This window comes from Aquabacterium sp. (assembly GCF_004297345.1).
Classification (GTDB): domain Bacteria; phylum Pseudomonadota; class Gammaproteobacteria; order Burkholderiales; family Burkholderiaceae_C; genus Aquabacterium.
Map to the genome: position 1 here is coordinate 1 of NZ_SCTN01000532.1, position 16,798 is coordinate 16,798.

Annotated in this window: 15 protein-coding genes; 4 read left to right on the forward strand and 11 right to left on the reverse strand. The window is 62.0% G+C overall.

All coding sequences use genetic code 11. From position 1 onward, the window contains the following. Both EPO09_RS20635 and EPO09_RS20640 read left to right on the forward strand, forming a co-directional pair. The coding region (locus tag EPO09_RS20635) for a DUF808 domain-containing protein (protein ID WP_290646204.1) at positions 1-784 on the forward strand (784 nt) is incomplete at its 5' end. Between the two features lie 57 nt (positions 785-841). Beyond that, positions 842-1,348 carry a DUF1993 family protein gene (locus tag EPO09_RS20640; RefSeq protein ID WP_290646206.1) on the forward strand — a complete coding sequence of 169 codons (507 nt, stop codon included), beginning with the start codon at positions 842-844 and terminating at the stop codon, positions 1,346-1,348. Positions 1,349-1,363: 15 nt separating this feature from the next. Here EPO09_RS20640 and EPO09_RS20645 read toward each other — a convergent pair whose 3' ends face one another. From EPO09_RS20645 to minC, 6 genes are all read right to left on the reverse strand, one after another. After that, positions 1,364-3,265 carry an ATP-binding protein gene (locus EPO09_RS20645; protein ID WP_290646208.1) on the reverse strand — a complete coding sequence of 634 codons (1,902 nt, stop codon included), beginning with the start codon at positions 3,263-3,265 and terminating at the stop codon, positions 1,364-1,366. Positions 3,266-3,550: 285 nt separating this feature from the next. Further along, positions 3,551-4,318 (reverse strand): ParA family protein, encoded by a 768-nt coding sequence (locus EPO09_RS20650; protein WP_290646210.1) that lies wholly within the window; start codon positions 4,316-4,318, stop codon positions 3,551-3,553. A gap of 97 nt (positions 4,319-4,415) precedes the next feature. Continuing rightward, complete coding sequence (locus EPO09_RS20655) at positions 4,416-4,868, reverse strand: hypothetical protein (protein ID WP_290646212.1); 453 nt, start codon at positions 4,866-4,868, stop codon at positions 4,416-4,418. Positions 4,869-4,960: 92 nt separating this feature from the next. Beyond that, positions 4,961-5,221, reverse strand: a complete 261-nt coding sequence (gene minE / locus EPO09_RS20660; RefSeq protein ID WP_290646214.1) for a cell division topological specificity factor MinE — start codon at positions 5,219-5,221, stop codon at positions 4,961-4,963. 4 nt (positions 5,222-5,225) lie between these two features. Then, the gene (gene minD / locus EPO09_RS20665) at positions 5,226-6,041 is read right to left on the reverse strand and encodes a septum site-determining protein MinD (protein WP_290646216.1); all 816 of its coding nucleotides are present in this window, start codon (positions 6,039-6,041) and stop codon (positions 5,226-5,228) included. A 42-nt stretch (positions 6,042-6,083) separates the two neighbouring features. Further along, positions 6,084-6,860: a septum site-determining protein MinC gene (minC, locus tag EPO09_RS20670; protein WP_290646218.1), complete on the reverse strand. Its 777-nt coding sequence runs from the start codon at positions 6,858-6,860 to the stop codon at positions 6,084-6,086. A 122-nt stretch (positions 6,861-6,982) separates the two neighbouring features. Between minC and EPO09_RS20675 the strand changes: the two genes are divergently transcribed. Continuing rightward, on the forward strand, positions 6,983-8,233 hold the full coding sequence (locus EPO09_RS20675; protein ID WP_290646220.1) for a DUF4010 domain-containing protein: 1,251 nt from the start codon (positions 6,983-6,985) through the stop codon (positions 8,231-8,233). On the opposite strand, the gene EPO09_RS20680 is transcribed toward EPO09_RS20675, so the two are convergent. Continuing rightward, the gene (locus tag EPO09_RS20680; RefSeq protein WP_290646222.1) at positions 8,223-9,767 is read right to left on the reverse strand and encodes a methyl-accepting chemotaxis protein; all 1,545 of its coding nucleotides are present in this window, start codon (positions 9,765-9,767) and stop codon (positions 8,223-8,225) included. The genes EPO09_RS20675 and EPO09_RS20680 overlap by 11 nt on opposite strands. 268 nt (positions 9,768-10,035) lie before the next feature. On the opposite strand from EPO09_RS20680, the gene EPO09_RS20685 reads away from it, so the two are divergent. Beyond that, positions 10,036-10,584, forward strand: a complete 549-nt coding sequence (locus EPO09_RS20685) for a hypothetical protein (protein WP_290646224.1) — start codon at positions 10,036-10,038, stop codon at positions 10,582-10,584. Here EPO09_RS20685 and EPO09_RS20690 read toward each other — a convergent pair. From EPO09_RS20690 to EPO09_RS20705, 4 genes are all read right to left on the reverse strand, one after another. After that, complete coding sequence (locus tag EPO09_RS20690) at positions 10,487-13,090, reverse strand: YgiQ family radical SAM protein (protein WP_290646226.1); 2,604 nt, start codon at positions 13,088-13,090, stop codon at positions 10,487-10,489. The two genes, EPO09_RS20685 and EPO09_RS20690, sit on opposite strands and share 98 nt — an antisense overlap. 236 nt (positions 13,091-13,326) lie before the next feature. Next, on the reverse strand, positions 13,327-14,901 hold the full coding sequence (locus EPO09_RS20695; RefSeq protein WP_290646229.1) for a hypothetical protein: 1,575 nt from the start codon (positions 14,899-14,901) through the stop codon (positions 13,327-13,329). Positions 14,902-15,390: 489 nt separating this feature from the next. After that, entirely contained in the window at positions 15,391-16,176 is a 786-nt protein-coding gene (locus tag EPO09_RS20700) for a GNAT family N-acetyltransferase (RefSeq protein ID WP_290646231.1), read from the reverse strand. Between the two features lie 84 nt (positions 16,177-16,260). Beyond that, positions 16,261-16,798: DbpA RNA binding domain-containing protein (locus tag EPO09_RS20705; RefSeq protein ID WP_290646233.1), on the reverse strand; the 538-nt coding region annotated here is incomplete at its 5' end.

Consider the following 16,798-nt stretch of genomic DNA (forward strand, 5'->3'; position numbering starts at 1 on the left):
CTGGGCCGTGGCCAAGGGCTCTGTTCGCAACAAGGTCATTCTGGTGCCTGCGGCTCTGGCCATCAGTGCGCTCGCACCCTGGGCCGTGACGCCTTTGTTGATGGTCGGTGGCGCGTATCTGTGCTTTGAAGGCGTGGAGAAACTGGCTCACCCCTTCCTGCATGGCGATGACCACGAGGACGAGGTGCACCGTGAGGCATTGGCCCATGCCCTGGCCAATGCCGAAGTCGATCTGGTGGCGTTCGAGAAGGACAAGATCGCCGGTGCTGTGCGCACCGACTTCATCCTGTCGGCAGAGATCGTGACCATCACCTTGGGCACGGTGGCCGAAGCGTCCTTGATGAACCAGATCATCGTGCTCAGCGGCGTGTCACTGGCGATCACGGCGGGTGTCTATGGGCTCGTGGCTGCCATCGTGAAGATGGACGATGTGGGCCTGTACTTCAGCCAGATGGCAGGGCAGGGCGCCTGGCCTGCCTTGCGCCGTAGCGTGGGGCGTGGCCTGCTGGCGGCCGCACCCTTGTTGATGCGCACGCTGTCTGTGGTCGGCACGGCCGCGATGTTCCTGGTGGGCGGCGGCATCTTGCTGCATGGCCTGCCCGGCGCACACGAGTTCGTCGAAGCGGCCGAGCATGCCGTGCAAGGCGTGCCAACTGTAGGTGGCGCCTTGGCTGCGGTCGTGCCCCTGGTGCTGGATGCGGTGGGTGGTATCGCAGCTGGTGCCATCGTGCTGGCGGTCGTCACGCTGGGCAGCAAGCTCATGGGTCTTTTCAAGCGTGCTTGAGCGGCGGGGCGCGGTTCGATGTACAAAGCGCCACCCCCAACACAATGAGGAAGCATCATGAGCCTGTCCATGTACTCGGCCTTTATCCCTGCGGCCATTCATACGCTCAACAACCTGGCCGCCATCCTGGCCAAGGGCGCGGCGCACTGTGAGGCGCGCAAGATCGATCCCAGTGCCTTCCTGACGGCACGTATCTACCCTGACATGTTCCCGCTGGTCCGCCAGGTGCAGATTGCATCGGACACGGTCAAGGGCGGCGCCGCTCGCCTGGCCGGTATCGAGAGCCCTCGCTATGAGGACAACGAAACCACGTTCGCCGAACTGCAGGCACGCATCGACAAGACCGTGGCTTTTCTCAAGACCATCAAGCCCGAGCAGATCGATGGCAAGGAAGGCGCTGACATTGTGTTGAGCTTTCCTTCGCGCACCTTCGAGTTCAAAGGCCAGGCTTATCTGACCGGCTGGGTGCTGCCCAATCTGTACTTCCACACGACCACGGCCTACAACCTGCTGCGCCACGGCGGCGTTGAGATCGGCAAGTCTGACTTCCTGGGCGGCGCCTGATCTGTGGCGTTTGGTTCAGTGGCTGGTGGCCCTGGCGGGCGAGTCGCCTGAGGCGGTCACTGGCAGCCATTTGCTGAGCGTCACGGCCAGCATATGGCGATCGAAAGGCTTGGTGAGGTAGTCGTCCATGCCTTTCTCCAGGCAAGCCTCTCTGTCGCCGGTCAGGGCATGTGCGGTCAGTGCAACCACGGGTGTGCGCTGGCGAGCCGTGTCCTCATCTTCAATGGCGCGAATCTGGCGTACGGCTTCATAGCCATCCATGATGGGCATTTCGCAGTCCATGAGGATCACATCGAAAGCCTGCTCCTTGAACATCTGCAGCGCCACTTCACCGTTGCGTGCCTGCTGGCAACGTACGCCCAGGCTTTCCAGCGTCATGGAAGCAATGAAGGCGTTGACCTCATTGTCTTCAACCAGCAGCACATCGCCCGAGAGCTGCCAGTCATGGTCCTCAGGTGGTACCGAGTCCCTGAACATCATCTGATCGACTTCGCTGGTATCGGCTGCCAGATCAGCCGTGCTGTAGGGCGTCTCCAGGATGATCTCGAAGGTGGTGCCCACCCCCATGGCGCTTCGCGTACAGATGGTGCCGCCCATTTCCTCGATGATCTGCTTGCAGATGGCCAAGCCCAGGCCCGTGCCACCATGGCTGCGTGTGCTGCCCGATTCGACCTGATAAAAAGGTTGATACAACCGCTCCAGCGCCGCCTCAGGAATGCCCATGCCCGTGTCGGATACATCGATGATGAGCTGGGCGGTTTGTTTGTCGAGCAGGTTCACACTGGCAGAGACCACGACCTCGCCTTGCTGCGTGAACTTCACAGCGTTGCTGACCAAGTTGAGCAGCACCTGCCGCAGCTTGCCCTCATCGGCTGTCAAGGTCTTCACTTCAAAGGGCAGGCCTGAAACGTCTCCGCGAATCTGGAGTCCTTTCTGAAGAGCCGCTGCACGAAACGAGTCACAAGCGGTGACGATGGTGTCGCGCGGGTTGAACTGGGTGGGCGTCAGGCGGACCTTGTGGGCGTCGAGTTTGGCGAAGTCCAGAATCTCGTTGAGGATGTCGAGCAGATTTTTGGCCGAGTCTCGGGCCGATTTGACGAACAGGCGGTCACGTTCGGTGAGCTTGTCCACGTTGAGCATGCTCAGGGCACCGATGACGCCGTTCATGGGCGTGCGGATTTCGTGGCTCATATTGGCCAGGAACGCCGTTTTGGCTCGGTCGGCTGCTTCTGCCTGTTCTTTCATGCGCAAGAGGTCTGCCACGCGGCTTTTGCGGCGCGATTGCAGGAACAGCTTGCGCTCGCGCGACATCGATAGACGCTGGAGCAGGTGGCCCAGCGCATTGGCCGCCAGCAGATGGATGGTCATGCGCTGATACGCCTGTGGCTCAAAGCCCGGTGCGGCGATGCCGAACCCCAGTGCCACGGCCATCATGAACCCGCCCAGCAGCAGGGTGTTGATGGTGTTCAGGCGTGCCAGGCCATAGGTCACCAGGGTGGCCAGCACAAAGGCTGTGGTGAGGGTCCAGTAGGCAGAAATGGTGGGCGCGTCACTCTGGCCAATGTGTGCGATATAGCCTGTGGTCAGCGCACTGGCGCAAACCAGGCCGGAACAGGTTTTGGCATAGTGGCGCTTGAAGAAACGCTTGAAATGCTGAACCAACTGGCCAAACACCAGGAACGCCACTGACACACTGAACCTGATCAATTGCGTGTCATCCAGGGCGCCCCGTCGGCCTGTCAAGCCGTCAGCCAACCAGAAAGCCATGAACGAACATGCAGCCAGCAAGGCGGCAATATGGAGAAACCGAACGCCGAAGGATCGATATCCTTTCTGGAATTCGCGCTCAAGTTTGGGGTTGGTGAAACCCCGGTTACCCAGAATGCGCTGTAGCTTTGAAATGGCCGCAAAACTCATCGGTCGCTCCTCAAGCATGCACGGACATCAAGCCGCCAGGATCCCTGGCGAAATACTGTGATGGCGTTCGTGGTGAGTATCAGGTGGTTCGGCAATACCCAGCCAGCGGAGCGATTTTCCCGGCAGGGCGCCTGATGGTGCCTGTGCAATCTATGTGCAAGACCGCCGCCCTGTCAAGCCTCGTATGCCTAACTTGGTTGGATTGATACAGGCGATATATGCAGGCAATAAACGGCAGCGCTGTGGACGCCAAACCTGAATCTCGATATTGGGCGCTGCGTCGGTTTAACCCGTCAGGGCGTCATGCAGGGCCACCATTTCAAGTGTGAGCTTGTGGCGTTGATCCAGATGGATCATGGGTTTGGCCTGTTGATGGGATTCTTTCACCTTGACCGAGGCGCTCAGATACGGCTGCAAAACCGGCAGGCCTTCCTCAATCAATTCCTGAACCAGTTTTTGCGGCAGCGAGGCACGTGGCTGAAATTGATTGACCACGATGCCCGATATTTTCAAATCGCTGTTGTGATCGGCCTGGATTTCCTGCACGTTGTCCAGCAGGTTATAGAGCGCGCGGCGCGAGAAATCATCGCAGTCAAAGGGGATGAGGCAGCCTTGCGCCGCAATCAGGGCCGAGCGCGTGTAGAAATTCAAAGCTGGTGGCGTGTCGATGTAAATGCGGTCGTAATCATCGGCCAGATCGGCCAGGGCATCACGCAGCTTGTAGATCTTGTAGCGAGATTCCAGCTTGGCATGCAGCTCGTCCAGGCTGGGATGCGAGGGCATCAGGTGCAGGTTCTCGAAGGGCGTTTCAACCGTGTAATCGCCTGCGCCTTTGGGGCGCGCGCTGAACTTCAGCGTCTGGTCAAAAAACTCGGCCGCACTGACTTCGGCATCTTCCTGCGGGCCGCCCAGCAAGTAGTGCGTGGAGTTGCCTTGCGGATCCAGATCGATGACCAGCGTACGCAGGCCCTGGCTGGCGCTGATGGCCGCGAGGTTGCACGTGATGGTGGATTTGCCGACTCCACCCTTCTGGTTGAACACGACGTAGCGCATGGCTGCAGACCTTCCTTGAACGCGTTGAATTGGTCAGCCGTGTGCTGGATGACCTGGCGTCTATTGTGCACTGCAACAAAGCAATTCACGCGGTGGGTCAGCGTTGTTTGCGTACCGGTTTGTAGCTGTCGTCGCCCGGTTTGATTTCCAGCAACACCGGTGTCTGGTGGCTGCCGTCCTGATCGAGCAGCACGGTGCCTTCGAAGCGCCGGATGCGCTCGGATGAGCGCGGCAGTCGTTCGTCGGTGATCAGTTGCAGTTCGTGGATGCGGCGAGGGCGCAGCGCGAGGTTGACGTCATCGGGCAGCATCACGCACAGGCTGTGTTGCAGCTTGAGGATGATGGCGGTGTCCGTGCGGCCGCGCAGGTAGCTGTCCTCGTCGTCAGGGGCACCTTTGCGGTGTTTGCGATGGACTTCGCCCGATACGGTGACGGGATCGCGTTCATACACACAGTTGTCTGTCGACTGAGCGTATGCAGACATGGGTGCCGCGAGTTCACCCAGCAGCCAGATGAGCGTGGCTGCTGCCGGTGCAATGAAAGGCTTCAAGGCCGGTCTCCTGTGATGTTGGATGTTTAACCATCCAAGTCTAGGAGCACCGGCGCTTGAAGCCATCCCCTGGCAAGGGGATGTGTGGCGGATCAGCGACCGGGTTCGGGCAGCTCGATCTTGACTTCGAGTACCTCGAGGTCGCCCTGGCGCTCCATGGACACCTTGATGTCGTCTGGATTGATGGACACGTACTTCGAGATGACGGCTACCAGTTCGCGCTGCAGATCGGGCAGGTAGCTGGGGCTGTGGCTGCGACCATTGCGCTCGTGCGCGAGGATCAGCTGCAGCCGCTCCTTGGCCACCGTGGCCGTCTGCTTCTTTTCGCCGAGGAAGAAGGACAGGAATCCCATGGTCTTACTTGCCTCCGAACAGGCGCTTGAAGAAGCCGGGCTTTTCAGCTTCGATGAAGCGCAGTGGTTTGTCCTGACCCAGGAAACGGTCGATCACGTCGCTGTAGGCCTCGGCCACGTCCGAGCCCTTCATGTGGATCGCGGGGATACCTTGGTTGGAGGCGTTCAGCACGGTCTCCGATTCAGGGATCACGCCGATCAGCTTGACGCGCAGGATCTCGTGCACGTCTTCCAGCGACAGCATCTGGCCGCCTTCCACGCGATTGGGGTTGTAGCGCGTGATCAGCAGGTGTTCCTTGATGGGCTCGGCGCCGTCTTGCGCACGCTTGGTCTTGCTGTTGAGCATGCCCAGGATGCGGTCGGAGTCGCGCACCGAAGAGACTTCGGGGTTGGTCACCACGATGGCCTCATCGGCAAAGTGCATGGCCATCAGCGCGCCGGTTTCGATGCCGGCGGGCGAGTCACACACGATGTACTCGAAGCCCATTTCGCCCAGATCCTTCAGGACCTTCTCGACACCGTCTTGCGTGAGGGCTTCCTTGTCGCGCGTTTGCGAGGCAGCCAGCACGTAGAGGTTCTCGCACTGCTTGTCCTTGATGAGGGCCTGGTTGAGGTTGGCCTCGCCATGGATCACGTTGATCAGGTCGTACACCACGCGGCGTTCGCAGCCCATGATGAGGTCGAGATTACGCAAGCCGACGTCGAAGTCGATCACGGCCGTCTTGTGGCCGCGCAGGGCCAGGCCGGAAGCGAAGCTGGCGCTGGTGGTCGTTTTGCCAACGCCCCCTTTGCCGGAAGTCACCACGATGATCTTGGCCATGGATGGCAGTCCTTTCAGGTCAGTCTGTTTGAGGCAAGTGCCTCAGATTTGAATGGGGTCGAAAACCAGGCGGTCGCCTTCCAGACGGATCTGGGCGGGTTTGCCTTTGATATTGGCTGGCAGCGGGTTTTCTGTGGTGCGGTACGTGCCTGCGATGGACAGCAACTCGGGCTCCATGCAGGTAGAAAAGATGCGGGCCTGGGTGTTGCCTTTGGCGCCAGCGATCGCCTTGCCGCGCAGCGGGGCATACACATGGATGTTGCCGTCGGCAATCACTTCGGCGCCGTGGTTCACCAGGGCCATGACGATCAGGTCGCCGCCCTTGGCGTAGATTTGCTGGCCGGAGCGCAGGGGCTTGTCGATGACCATGGTGGGCACCGAGGAGGGCACTTCCACGCGCACCTCGACCGGCACTTCGCGCACAACTTCCCGGATGACTTCCTGCACCACGGTCTTGACGACTGGTTCGGCGCGGGAGGCCGCAGCATGCCCATCGGGCGCTTCAGTCAGTCCGGCTTCCAGCGCCGCAGCCGTCTGCTTGACGGTCCCGCCACGCACGGCCACGGGCTTGAGCTTGAAGCTGGTGAGCAACTGGATCAGCGCGTCGAAGTTGACGGAGGCATCCAGGCTGGCCAGGTGGGTGAGGTCGATCACCACCGGGTCGTTGTTGAAGAAGTCGGGCGTGTCGCCAAAGCGTTCCGCCATCGCCTGACCCAGCGCCTGGATGTTCCCGGTCTTGAGCAGGAAGGCTTCCAGTGAGAGTGAGGCGCTCTTGAGGTCGAACAGGACGGAGGCGTTCGCGGTTGATGCGGCGGACATGGAAGACAGGCGCTGAAAAACCCAGAGTTTAAGGCAAGGCGCGCACCGTTCTGCCCACGCACGCCACGATTGGATCGGGCCTTACCCCGATGGCGGGCCATACTGGCGGGATGGATCAATGGTTGTCGTCTCAACAGATCGGGCTGGCCGTGGCGCTGGGCGCCGGTTTGCTCGTCGGTCTGGAGCGCGAGCGGCGCAAGGGACAGGGCGATGACCGTGAGGCGGCCGGCCTGCGCACCTTCATGGTAGCGGCACTGGCAGGTGCCGTGGCGCAGATGCTGTCGGTGGCCTTGTCGGCCATCGTGCTGGCCGGTGTGGCGGGGCTGGCAGCCTTGTCCTACTGGCGCAGTCGCTCCCGGGATCCGGGTTTGACGACCGAGCTGGCGCTGGTGGTCACGACCCTGATCGGCATGCTGGCTGTGGCGCAGCCGGCGCTGGCTGCCGGGTGTGCGGTCTTGCTGGCTTGTGTGCTGGCCGCGCGTGAGCGCCTGCACCATTTCGCGACCGAGTGGTTGAGCGAGCAAGAGCTGCACGACGGCTTGCTTTTGTCGGCCCTGGTGCTGGTGATGTTGCCCTTGCTGCCTGCCACCCCGGTGAGCTGGCTGGGGCAGCTGTCGGCGCAGCGTGTGTTGATGCTGGTGATCGTGATCCTGGTGATGCAGGCTGCCGGGCATGTGGCGCAGCGTTTGCTCGGGCCCCGCGCGGGGTTGGCCTTGTCCGGCCTGTTGGGTGGATTTGTGTCCAGCACGGCCACGATCAGTGCCATGGGCAGCCTGGCGCGGCGTGAGCCTGGGCAATGGCGCCTGAGTTGGTGTGCGGGCGTGTTGTCCATGGCCGCCACCTGGGTGCAGATGTTGATGATGGCCCTGGTGGTGTCGCCTGCGGTGGCGCAACTGGTGTGGCCGCTGGTGGTTTGCGGGGCGCTGGTGCCTTTGATCTTGGGCGCGGTCTTGTGGCGATCTTCAACGGGCGAAGTCAGCACTGACTCGCCGAATGGGCCAGGCCGCCAGGTATTGCGGCTACGTGAAGCCTTGAGCGTATCGGCGTTGCTATTGGGCGGGGCCGTGTTGGTTAACCTGTCCCAACAGCACGGCGTGAGTGGCCTGCTGCTGGGAACGGCTGTTGCGGCGCTGGCTGATGCCCATGCGCCCATGGCCAGCCTGATGTCGCTGTATGGCGCGGGGCACTTGAGCCTGGATCACCTGTATGCCGGCCTGATGGTGGCTTTGTGCATGAACGCAGTGACGCGCGCTGGCGCCGCAGCCTTGTCCGGAGGCTGGCGTTTTGGCCTGGGTATTGCGGCGGCCTTGGCGCTGAACATGGCCGCGGCTGCCGCCTGCTTGTGGTGGCAGCCGCTGCGTTTCAGCGCGTGAGGGCGGCGTCCAGCTTGAACGTGGCCACCGCGCGCGCCAGGTAGTCCGCCTGGTTGCGCAGGCTTTCTGCGGCAGCGGCTGTTTGCTCCACCAGGGCAGCATTGCTTTGCGTGCCCTGGTCCATCTGTGTCACGGCGTCCGTCACTTGCGCGATGCCGGCGGTCTGTTCGCGGCTGGCGCTGCTGATCTCGCCGATCACGTCCGTGACCTGGGCAATGGCCTGCACGATGCTCTTCATGGTGCTGCCGGCCTGATCGGCTTGTTCGGCGCCCATGGTCACGCGTTCCACGCTGGAGGTGATCAGGCTCTTGATCTCTTTGGCCGCTTCCGCGCTGCGTTGCGCGAGGTTGCGCACCTCGCCTGCCACCACGGCAAAGCCACGTCCTTGTTCGCCTGCGCGGGCTGCTTCCACCGCGGCATTGAGCGCCAGGATATTGGTCTGGAAGGCGATGCCATCGATCACGCTGATGATCTCGGCGATCTTTTGCGAGGAGCGATGGATGTCCTGCATGGTCGACACCAGTTGCGACACCACGGCGCCGCCGTGATCGGCCACGCTGCTGGCGCCTTGTGCCAGCTGGCTCGCTTGCGCGGCGTTGTGGCTGACCGTGCTGGACAACTGCTCCAGCGCAGAGGCCGAGCGCTCCAGCGCTGCGGCCTGATCCTGCGTGCGGTTGGACAGGTCCGAGCTGCCAGCAGACACCTCGGCAGAGGCATTGGCCACGCTGTCGGCGTTGTCGCGCACATTGGCCACGGTCTGGCGCAACTGGCCGACCATTGCGGCCAGGCTGGCCACCACACTGTCCTGATCGCTTGGTGCCACACGCACTGCCACGCCCAGATCACCATCGGTGACGCGGCGCAGGAGCTTGCGCACGGTGTGGGGCTCAGCGCCCAGTGTCTGCATCAGGTAGCGTGTCACCAGCAGCGAGGCGGTGAACAACAAGGCGGCTCCGGCCAGGGTGAAACCAGCCAGCAGCCACTCTGTCTTGCTTCGGGCTGCCTTGCCTTCTTCGTCTGATTGTTTCGCGGCGGTTTCGATGCCCTCGACCACGGTCTCTTGCGCGGTCTCCAGTTCCTTGAACAGGGCGATGAAGGCCGGGAGCTTGTCTTGTGCGGCTTTGTGGTCTTGCGCTGCCAGTTGGGCAATGTCCTGGCCGGCTGCGGCATAGCGTGCGACCACGGGTGCCAAAGCCTCGACCTTCATTTGCAGCGCCTTGTCCAGTGGCAGGCCTTGCAAGTCATGGACGCGGGCCACGAAGCCATCGCCATGCTCTTTGGCGTCCTTTTGCGCCTGGCTGAGGCCAGCGGTATCGCCCATCTGCCCGTACATCAGGGCCTGAAACACGTCGCCGCGGAGGGCGTCGTGCATCATGTCCCCCATGGTGGCCGCCTGCGTGGCCTGGGTGGCGATGACGGCGGCATCCATGTGCTCGCCTAAAGCGCGGGCACCCCACCATCCTGCGGTGCCCACAGCGGCCGAAAACGTCACGCCGAGCATGCCCAGGCCCAGCAACACTTGTCGCATTCTCATGTCTACTTGACTCCAGTTGTCATTCAGGCCGGGAGGTACTGCCAATGTGGGCGCCCCGGTCCTGGACCGGGATATCGGCTTGTCACCCGTGTGCTGAAGTTATTTGTGCGGGATCAAGTAATTTGTGAGCGTCAGCGTGCTTTTTTCCAGGTGCCGCTTGTGCTTCTGCTCCTTGCTTGGCCTCGTTCCTCGGAGGGATTGTGAGTTCGGCCGTCGTGAGATGTACTCGCCTGCGCATCAAACACGTACACGACAGGAGGAATGAAACATGGCTTATGTGGGTGCTGCTGGCAGCTTTGCCGTGTCTCACGCCCCGGAACACGACGCCCTCGTGATGCCTCTGGCTCGGTATGTCTTGTTGTGCATGCTGGCTGCGTGTGCCGCCCGCAGCCAGGCGTGCGACAGCGTTGGCCAGGAGGTCTCTGTGCTCGGCAGCTTGCGTCAGCAAGTCTTTGCCGGGCCGCCGAACTATGAGGATATCCGGCATGGTGATGCTCGAGAGGCCGTGCCCATCTTCAGGCTGCGCACACCTGTTTGCGTGACCGGCCTGCTGGGCGATCACGACTCAAGCCAGCAGACGGTTCAACAGCTTCAGTTGCTGGACATCAACCAGGTCTTGTCCAAGGCCTGGCGCAAGCGCTGCCGTCAAGGCTGCCGGATCAGCGGGACATTGGCCCGCGCCGACAGCGGGCATCATCATCTGCCCGTGCTGATGGATGTCAGCCGCGTCGAGGCCCTGGCTTCTTCCCGGCAGCTTGGCCGGAAGGCCGCCCCGCCGACTTCACCGCAGGCTTCCCTGGCCCACCCCGCGCCATGACGGGCTTGCCCCGTGCCGGCGCTGAACCCGTCTCACGCGGAGGCAAGCCCGTGTGCTGCGTCAGGATCTGGCCCTTGCGTGGCTGAACCTTGGGCAACTGTCTGGGGTCCGGTGCCTCTTTCTGCTGATGGCTGGCGCGCCCGATGGCGGTCATCGAGGTCTTGCCACCCGCTGCGCCCGTGGAGTTCTTGCGGCGTGCGCTCTGGTAGCTGCCATCCGTTTGAGGCTGGTAGAAGGGGATCAGGTGGTGCTTGCCGTTGCCGATCAGGTCGGCGCGGCCCATGTCCTTCAAGGCCTCGCGCAGCAGCGGCCAGTTGTTGGGGTCGTGGTAGCGCAGGAAGGCCTTGTGCAGGCGGCGGCGCTTCTCGCCCTTTACCACGTCCACACGTTCGCCCTTGGCCTCATCGCGGCTGATGCCCTTGAGTGGGTTGCGGCCGGAGTGGTACATCGCCGTGGCTGTGGCCATGGGGCTGGGGTAGAAGGTCTGGACCTGGTCGGCGCGAAAGCCATTGCGCTTGAGCCACAAGGCCAGGTTCATCATGTCCTCGTCGCTGGTGCCCGGGTGGGCGGCGATGAAGTAGGGGATGAGGTACTGCTTCTTGCCGGCTTCCTCGCTGAACTTCTCGAACAGCTGCTTGAACTTGTCGTATGTGCCAATGCCCGGCTTCATCATCTTGGACAGCGGGCCGCCTTCCGTGTGCTCGGGCGCGATCTTCAGGTAGCCGCCCACGTGGTGGGATACCAGCTCCTTGATGTACTCGGGCGACTTCACCGCCAGGTCATAGCGCAGGCCAGACCCGATCAGGATCTTCTTAACACCACGCAGTGCGCGTGCGCGCCGGTAGATCTTGATCAGCGGGCCATGGTCGGTATTGAGGTTCTGACAGACGTCCGGATAGACGCAGCTGGGCTTGCGGCAGGCCGACTCGATCTCAGGCGATTTGCAGCCGATGCGGTACATATTGGCCGTAGGGCCGCCCAGGTCCGAGATGACACCCGTGAAGCCCTTGACCTTGTCACGGATCTCTTCGACCTCATGGATGATCGAATCTTCGCTGCGGCTCTGGATGATGCGGCCTTCGTGCTCGGTGATCGAGCAGAAGGTGCAGCCGCCAAAGCAGCCGCGCATGATGTTCACGCTGAAGCGGATCATCTCCCAGGCAGGGATCTTGGTCGTGCCATCGTGCCCGCCATTTTCATCCGCGTAGGTCGGGTGCGGGCTGCGTGCGTACGTCAGATCGAACACGTGGTCCATCTCTGCCATGCTCAGCGGGATGGGAGGCGGGTTGATCCACACATCGCGGTTGGCATGGGCCTGCACCAGTGCGCGGGCATTGCCGGGGTTGGTCTCCAGGTGCAGCACGCGGTTGGCGTGGGCATACAGAACCGGGTCGCTCTTGACCTGCTCGTAAGATGGCAGGCGGATCACGGTGCGGTCTCGCGGGGGCAGGGCGATCTTGCCGGTGCGCTCGGGCAGGGCTGCGTTGGCCTTGATGGCTGCTGACTTGGCGGCCAGCGCCGGGTTGACCACGAGCTTGATGGGCTTGGCGCCACCGGACAGATCCATCTGGCCGCCCACCGAGGCAGCGTTCACCTGGCCCTGACCTTTGAGCGGATCGAAGGCGCCTTCTTCTTCACGCGCACAGGTCTCGCCCTGGGCCTCGGCCTGCTGGGCCATGGTCATGTAGGGGTTGATGTGCTGGTCGATGCGGCCGGGCATATCGACCTCGCTCGAATCCAGCTCGAACCAGCCTAGCGCCGTCGGGTCATTGGTGCGGCGCAGGAAGGCCGTGCCGCGCACATCTGTGATCTGCTCGATGGGCTCGCGGGCGGCCAGGCGGTGCGCGATCTCCACAATCGCACGTTCGGCATTGCCGTACAGCAGCAGGTCGGCCTTGGCGTCAGCGAGGATGGAGCGGCGGACCTTGTCCTGCCAGTAGTCGTAGTGCGCGATGCGGCGCAGCGAGGCCTCGATGCCGCCCATGATGATGGGCACCTCGGGGTAGGCTTCCTTGCAGCGCTGGGCGTAGACCAGCGAGGCGCGGTCGGGGCGCTTGCCGGCTTCGCCACCCGGTGTGTAGGCATCGTCGCTGCGAATCTTGCGATCAGCCGTGTAGCGGTTGATCATCGAGTCCATGTTGCCGGCGGCCACGCCGTAGAACAGATTGGGTTTGCCCAGTGCCTTGAACGGGTCGGCGCTTTGCCAATCCGGCTGCGCGATGATGCCCACGCGAAAGCCTTGCGCTTCCAGCACGCGACCGATCACGGCCATGCCGAAGCTGGGGTGGTCCACATAGGCATCACCCGTGACGATGATGATGTCGCAGCTGTCCCAGCCCAGCTCGGTCATTTCCTCGCGGCTCATGGGCAGGAATTTGGCCGTGCCAAAGCGCTTGGCCCAGAAGGGGCGGTAAGCGGTGAGCGCTTTGACGGCCTTCTGCTGAGGTGTCAGGGCCGGAGGCGGCGCGGTTTTGGCTGAGGGGGACGCGGTGGTCTGGGCGGACATGGACTTCGGGGCCTGCGTGGCACCAGGCAAGACGGAGGAGGACAACCCTCTATTGTCGCCTGACTGGGCGTTTCAGAGGCCTCATTTTGATCAGGGGCATTTACTTCGGCCAGGGGTATCGCGAGACGAAAAAAAGCCCTCCTGTTGCGATCACATGATGGGCGATCACGCGGTCGTACAAGAGGGCTTGAGCAGAAGGGGGCAAAGGTTCGCCGCCCCTCTCTATGTCGGTCTGATCAGTAGCTGGTCAACAGTTGAGGCCAGCCGTTGACGGAGACCGCCGTACCTGCAGGCAGGGCCGTTTTGCTACCGAGCAATGAAGACGAGTAGCTCATGCCAGCAACTGGGGTGTAGCTGACAGACGTGCCCATCGGGTTCCAGACGATGTACTCAGTCGTGCCGGTTGCGGTACGAGAGAGCTTGACAACCCAAGGTTGGCCGGCCACGTCCGATGTGCTGACTGACACGATCTTCGTGCCCGTCAACCATTTGGCCATCGACTGATAGGCTGTGCCAGCATCGGTTTTGACATAGACACCATTGCCGCTGGTGGTTTCTCGGCCCAGGGTCACAGACGTGCCACCTTGGTCCCACGCGTAGTAGTAGGAGCGGTCCAGTCCGGCAATCGACGCGAGCAGCAAGTGTCGGGCAACATAAGGCGCGCCCTTGGTGTCGTTCGATGTGCCATCGACATTGGAGGATGCAAGATAACCAGACTCTGTGTTCCAGATGGCCTTGCTGGTCAGGTTGTACCGAGCGAGGATGTTTTTCAGGTTGTTGACGCCGTGCTCCTTGACGAACAGCAGTTCTGGCGCATTGGCCGCACCATTGCCACCCGCACCAACCAGCAGTTGGTCAAGGTATTCGTCGTAGGCATGGATGGCGATGATGTCGGCATAGCTGCCGCCGCCCTGGGACAGATACTCGTCAACAAAATCCAGCTTGTAGGTGTACAAGGTGGGTGACAGCACCGTCAGGCTGCTGTTGGTTTTGATGATCGAATAGGCATCCGATGCAAGGGTGACCAGGTACTTGGTGTAGTCGGTCGGGCGACGTTGGTTGAACATGGCGCAAACATAAGGTTCGTTCCAGATCTCCCAGTACTTGATGGCGCCATTGGCGCGCTTGACGACGGCCTTCACCATGTTCTGCCAGACGGTGCGGTCCTTTGGTGGCGCGCCTTCACCGACGCCGGTACCCCGGATGGGGTTGCCATTGATATCGTGTTTGGTGGTGTACAGACTGCACGAAACCTCCTGGCCCGTAGGGTCGCTGGAGGCCCAGCTGGGCATGTTGCCGCCCAGCGTCATGATCAGATCGGCGCCGTTCTGTTTGGCCAGTGCAATGCGTGCATCGAAGGCGGTCCAGTTCGCTTTCGTCAGGTCAGACGTGGGGAAGATGTCGCGCAGTTGAACGCCTTCGCCGTCCCACATGCGGTCAGCACCTTGCGCACCACCCAGATCAGGCCAGCGAACGTCACGGTGATTGTGCAGACCAAAGTATGTCTTGCCAATGGACTGGCCCGTACGGGTGATGGTGTTGGCCGTGGCCGCACCTTCTGTCACCGTGACGCTGTCCAGCCAGATGTTGCCGGGTACCTTGGGGATCACGAACAGGCCCGCTTGAACGTCTGCGCTGGTGACCGGCGCATCGGCCGTCAGGGTCACTTTGGTCCAGCCAGTACCCAGGGTTTTGGACGCAAGCCCGTAAGCTGTGTAGGGAGGACCAGCCAGACGCAATTGAATGACAACCTCTTGGGCGGTGTCGGCGCGCATGTAGGCGGTAGCTGTGTAGCTTTTGCCGTTCTTCATGGTGAACGGCGCCCAAAGCTGGGGCGTGACGTTGGTGCTCTTGATGGACAGGCTGGCTGTGCCCGCGTATTTTGAGCTCGTGTCCAGCTTATAGGTGATCGATGAGCTGGGCGCGTTTTTCCAGCATGTGTTGTCTTGCCAGCCAGTTGCAAGCGTGCCAGAGATGGCCGGTGGTGTCGGTGTACCTGAGTTGGCGACACACTGCGATACCGCATAACCCCCGGTATCGAAATTGGTGTTGACCAATTGCGCAAAAGTTGTTTGAACCCCTGCAGAGGCGAGCAGCGCGCACGCTAGCCGGATATACGGCTTCCCATTTTTGAAAGTCATAAAGCTCCACTTTTTGATTGACGTTGATGCGCCATGGCAGACCTAATCATCCAACCAGGCACGCACGAACTTTATATGTAAAACGTTCCTGCCCGGTTTGCGAGCTGGAGGTGCGTTTCGGTGCCCCTGGGCAATATGCCGACCGATGGGTTCTGGGACCTACTTGCTCCAGCGCGTCATGCGGCCATACTCGCGAAAGCCCAGGCGACGATAAGTAGGCTCGCCCATGTGAGAGGCCTGGAGCGCCACGCCATGCGCACCGCGCTCCATAGCCAGATTGGTGACGGCCGCCGTGCAGGCCGCCGCCAGGCCGTGGCCGCGCGCTTCGGGCACGGTGCCGACCCAGTAGATGCCGGCCACATCACCCGTGTGCAGCACCATGGCGGCCGCGCCCACCAGCCCATCCTGGCGCCGCGCCAGGGCGATGGACACATCCTGCGCCAGCAAGCCTGCGCTGTCCACGAAGAAGCTGGGGGTGAACATCTCGGGCAGACCCAGCGTGGCATAGGCCTTGACGCACACGTTCACGAAGGCCGGCAGGTCATCGGCACGCGTGAGCAGATCGATGCGCCAGTCCGGTGGGATCAAGGGCATGGCCACAGGGGCCTCGACCAGCATGGCTGGCAGATCTGCCTGCGCATTGAAGCCTTCTGCGTCCAGTGCGGCATCCAGGTCCAGATCCTGGCGGCTCATGGTGATCACCGCATATGGGTTGGCTTGCCCGCCAAAGAAGGCCTCTGCTTGCTTGAGCACGAGTTCCGGCGGAACGGCCGAGTCAAGCCGGATCACGCAGTTCTGATGCGGCAGGGGCAGGGGGAGTGTGCCTTGATGCAGCAGGACGCCATTGAGTTCGAGCAGTCGCCCCGCTGGTTGCCAGCGGGCGTGGATGCGAACGGCGTGAGCGAGGTTTTGATCGGCCAGGTCTTCAAGGACAGCGCTGGTCATGAGGGGCTCCTGATTTGTGTGCGTGTTGACGTCGATCCTGGCGTCAGCACGCGTCCCCTCATGCGGACTTCATCTCACTTTGTTTCAGCGCCTTGCTTCCTGGGCTGCTGCTGCGAGCACATCTTTCAACAGGCGGGCCTTGACCTTCTTGCCCTTGACCTTGACGTCGTTGAGCTGGGCCACGGCCTTGCGGGCGATGCCCCGTTCCACAGCCACATAGGTGTGGAAATCGGTGACGTTGATCTTGCCGATCTGGCTGCCTTGCAAGCCGGCTTCGCCTGTTAGGGCGCCCAACACATCACCAGGGCGGATCTTTTCTTTTTTGCCGCCCAGGATCTGGATGGTGATCATCGGTGGCTCCAGCGGCGCCTTGCTGGCGGGTGTCAGCTCCGAGAGCTTCTGCCACTTCGATTCGCGCCCTTGCAGCAATTCGATGTTGCCCACGCGGCCCATCTCATCCATGCTGGCCAGGTTCAGGGCCAGGCCTTCGGCGTCACCACGGCCAGTGCGGCCAATGCGGTGGATGTGCACTTCCGGGTCGGGTGTGACGTCTACGTTGATCACGGCTTCCAGTTGGGCGATGTCCAGGCTTCGGGCGGCCACATCGGTGGCCACCAGCACC

Coding starts and splice junctions, on each gene's coding strand:
- EPO09_RS20700 (WP_290646231.1), bottom strand. CDS start 16,176: ATGACCAGCGCTGTCCTTGAAGACCTGGCCGATCAAAACCTCGCTCAC.
- minC (WP_290646218.1), bottom strand. CDS start 6,860: ATGTCCGCCGCATCAACCGCGAACGCCTCCGTCCTGTTCGACCTCAAG.
- EPO09_RS20680 (WP_290646222.1), bottom strand. CDS start 9,767: ATGAGAATGCGACAAGTGTTGCTGGGCCTGGGCATGCTCGGCGTGACG.
- EPO09_RS20690 (WP_290646226.1), bottom strand. CDS start 13,090: ATGTCCGCCCAGACCACCGCGTCCCCCTCAGCCAAAACCGCGCCGCCT.
- EPO09_RS20640 (WP_290646206.1), top strand. CDS start 842: ATGAGCCTGTCCATGTACTCGGCCTTTATCCCTGCGGCCATTCATACG.
- EPO09_RS20685 (WP_290646224.1), top strand. CDS start 10,036: ATGGCTTATGTGGGTGCTGCTGGCAGCTTTGCCGTGTCTCACGCCCCG.
- EPO09_RS20645 (WP_290646208.1), bottom strand. CDS start 3,265: ATGAGTTTTGCGGCCATTTCAAAGCTACAGCGCATTCTGGGTAACCGG.
- minD (WP_290646216.1), bottom strand. CDS start 6,041: ATGGCCAAGATCATCGTGGTGACTTCCGGCAAAGGGGGCGTTGGCAAA.
- EPO09_RS20650 (WP_290646210.1), bottom strand. CDS start 4,318: ATGCGCTACGTCGTGTTCAACCAGAAGGGTGGAGTCGGCAAATCCACC.
- minE (WP_290646214.1), bottom strand. CDS start 5,221: ATGGGATTCCTGTCCTTCTTCCTCGGCGAAAAGAAGCAGACGGCCACG.
- EPO09_RS20695 (WP_290646229.1), bottom strand. CDS start 14,901: ATGAAGAACGGCAAAAGCTACACAGCTACCGCCTACATGCGCGCCGAC.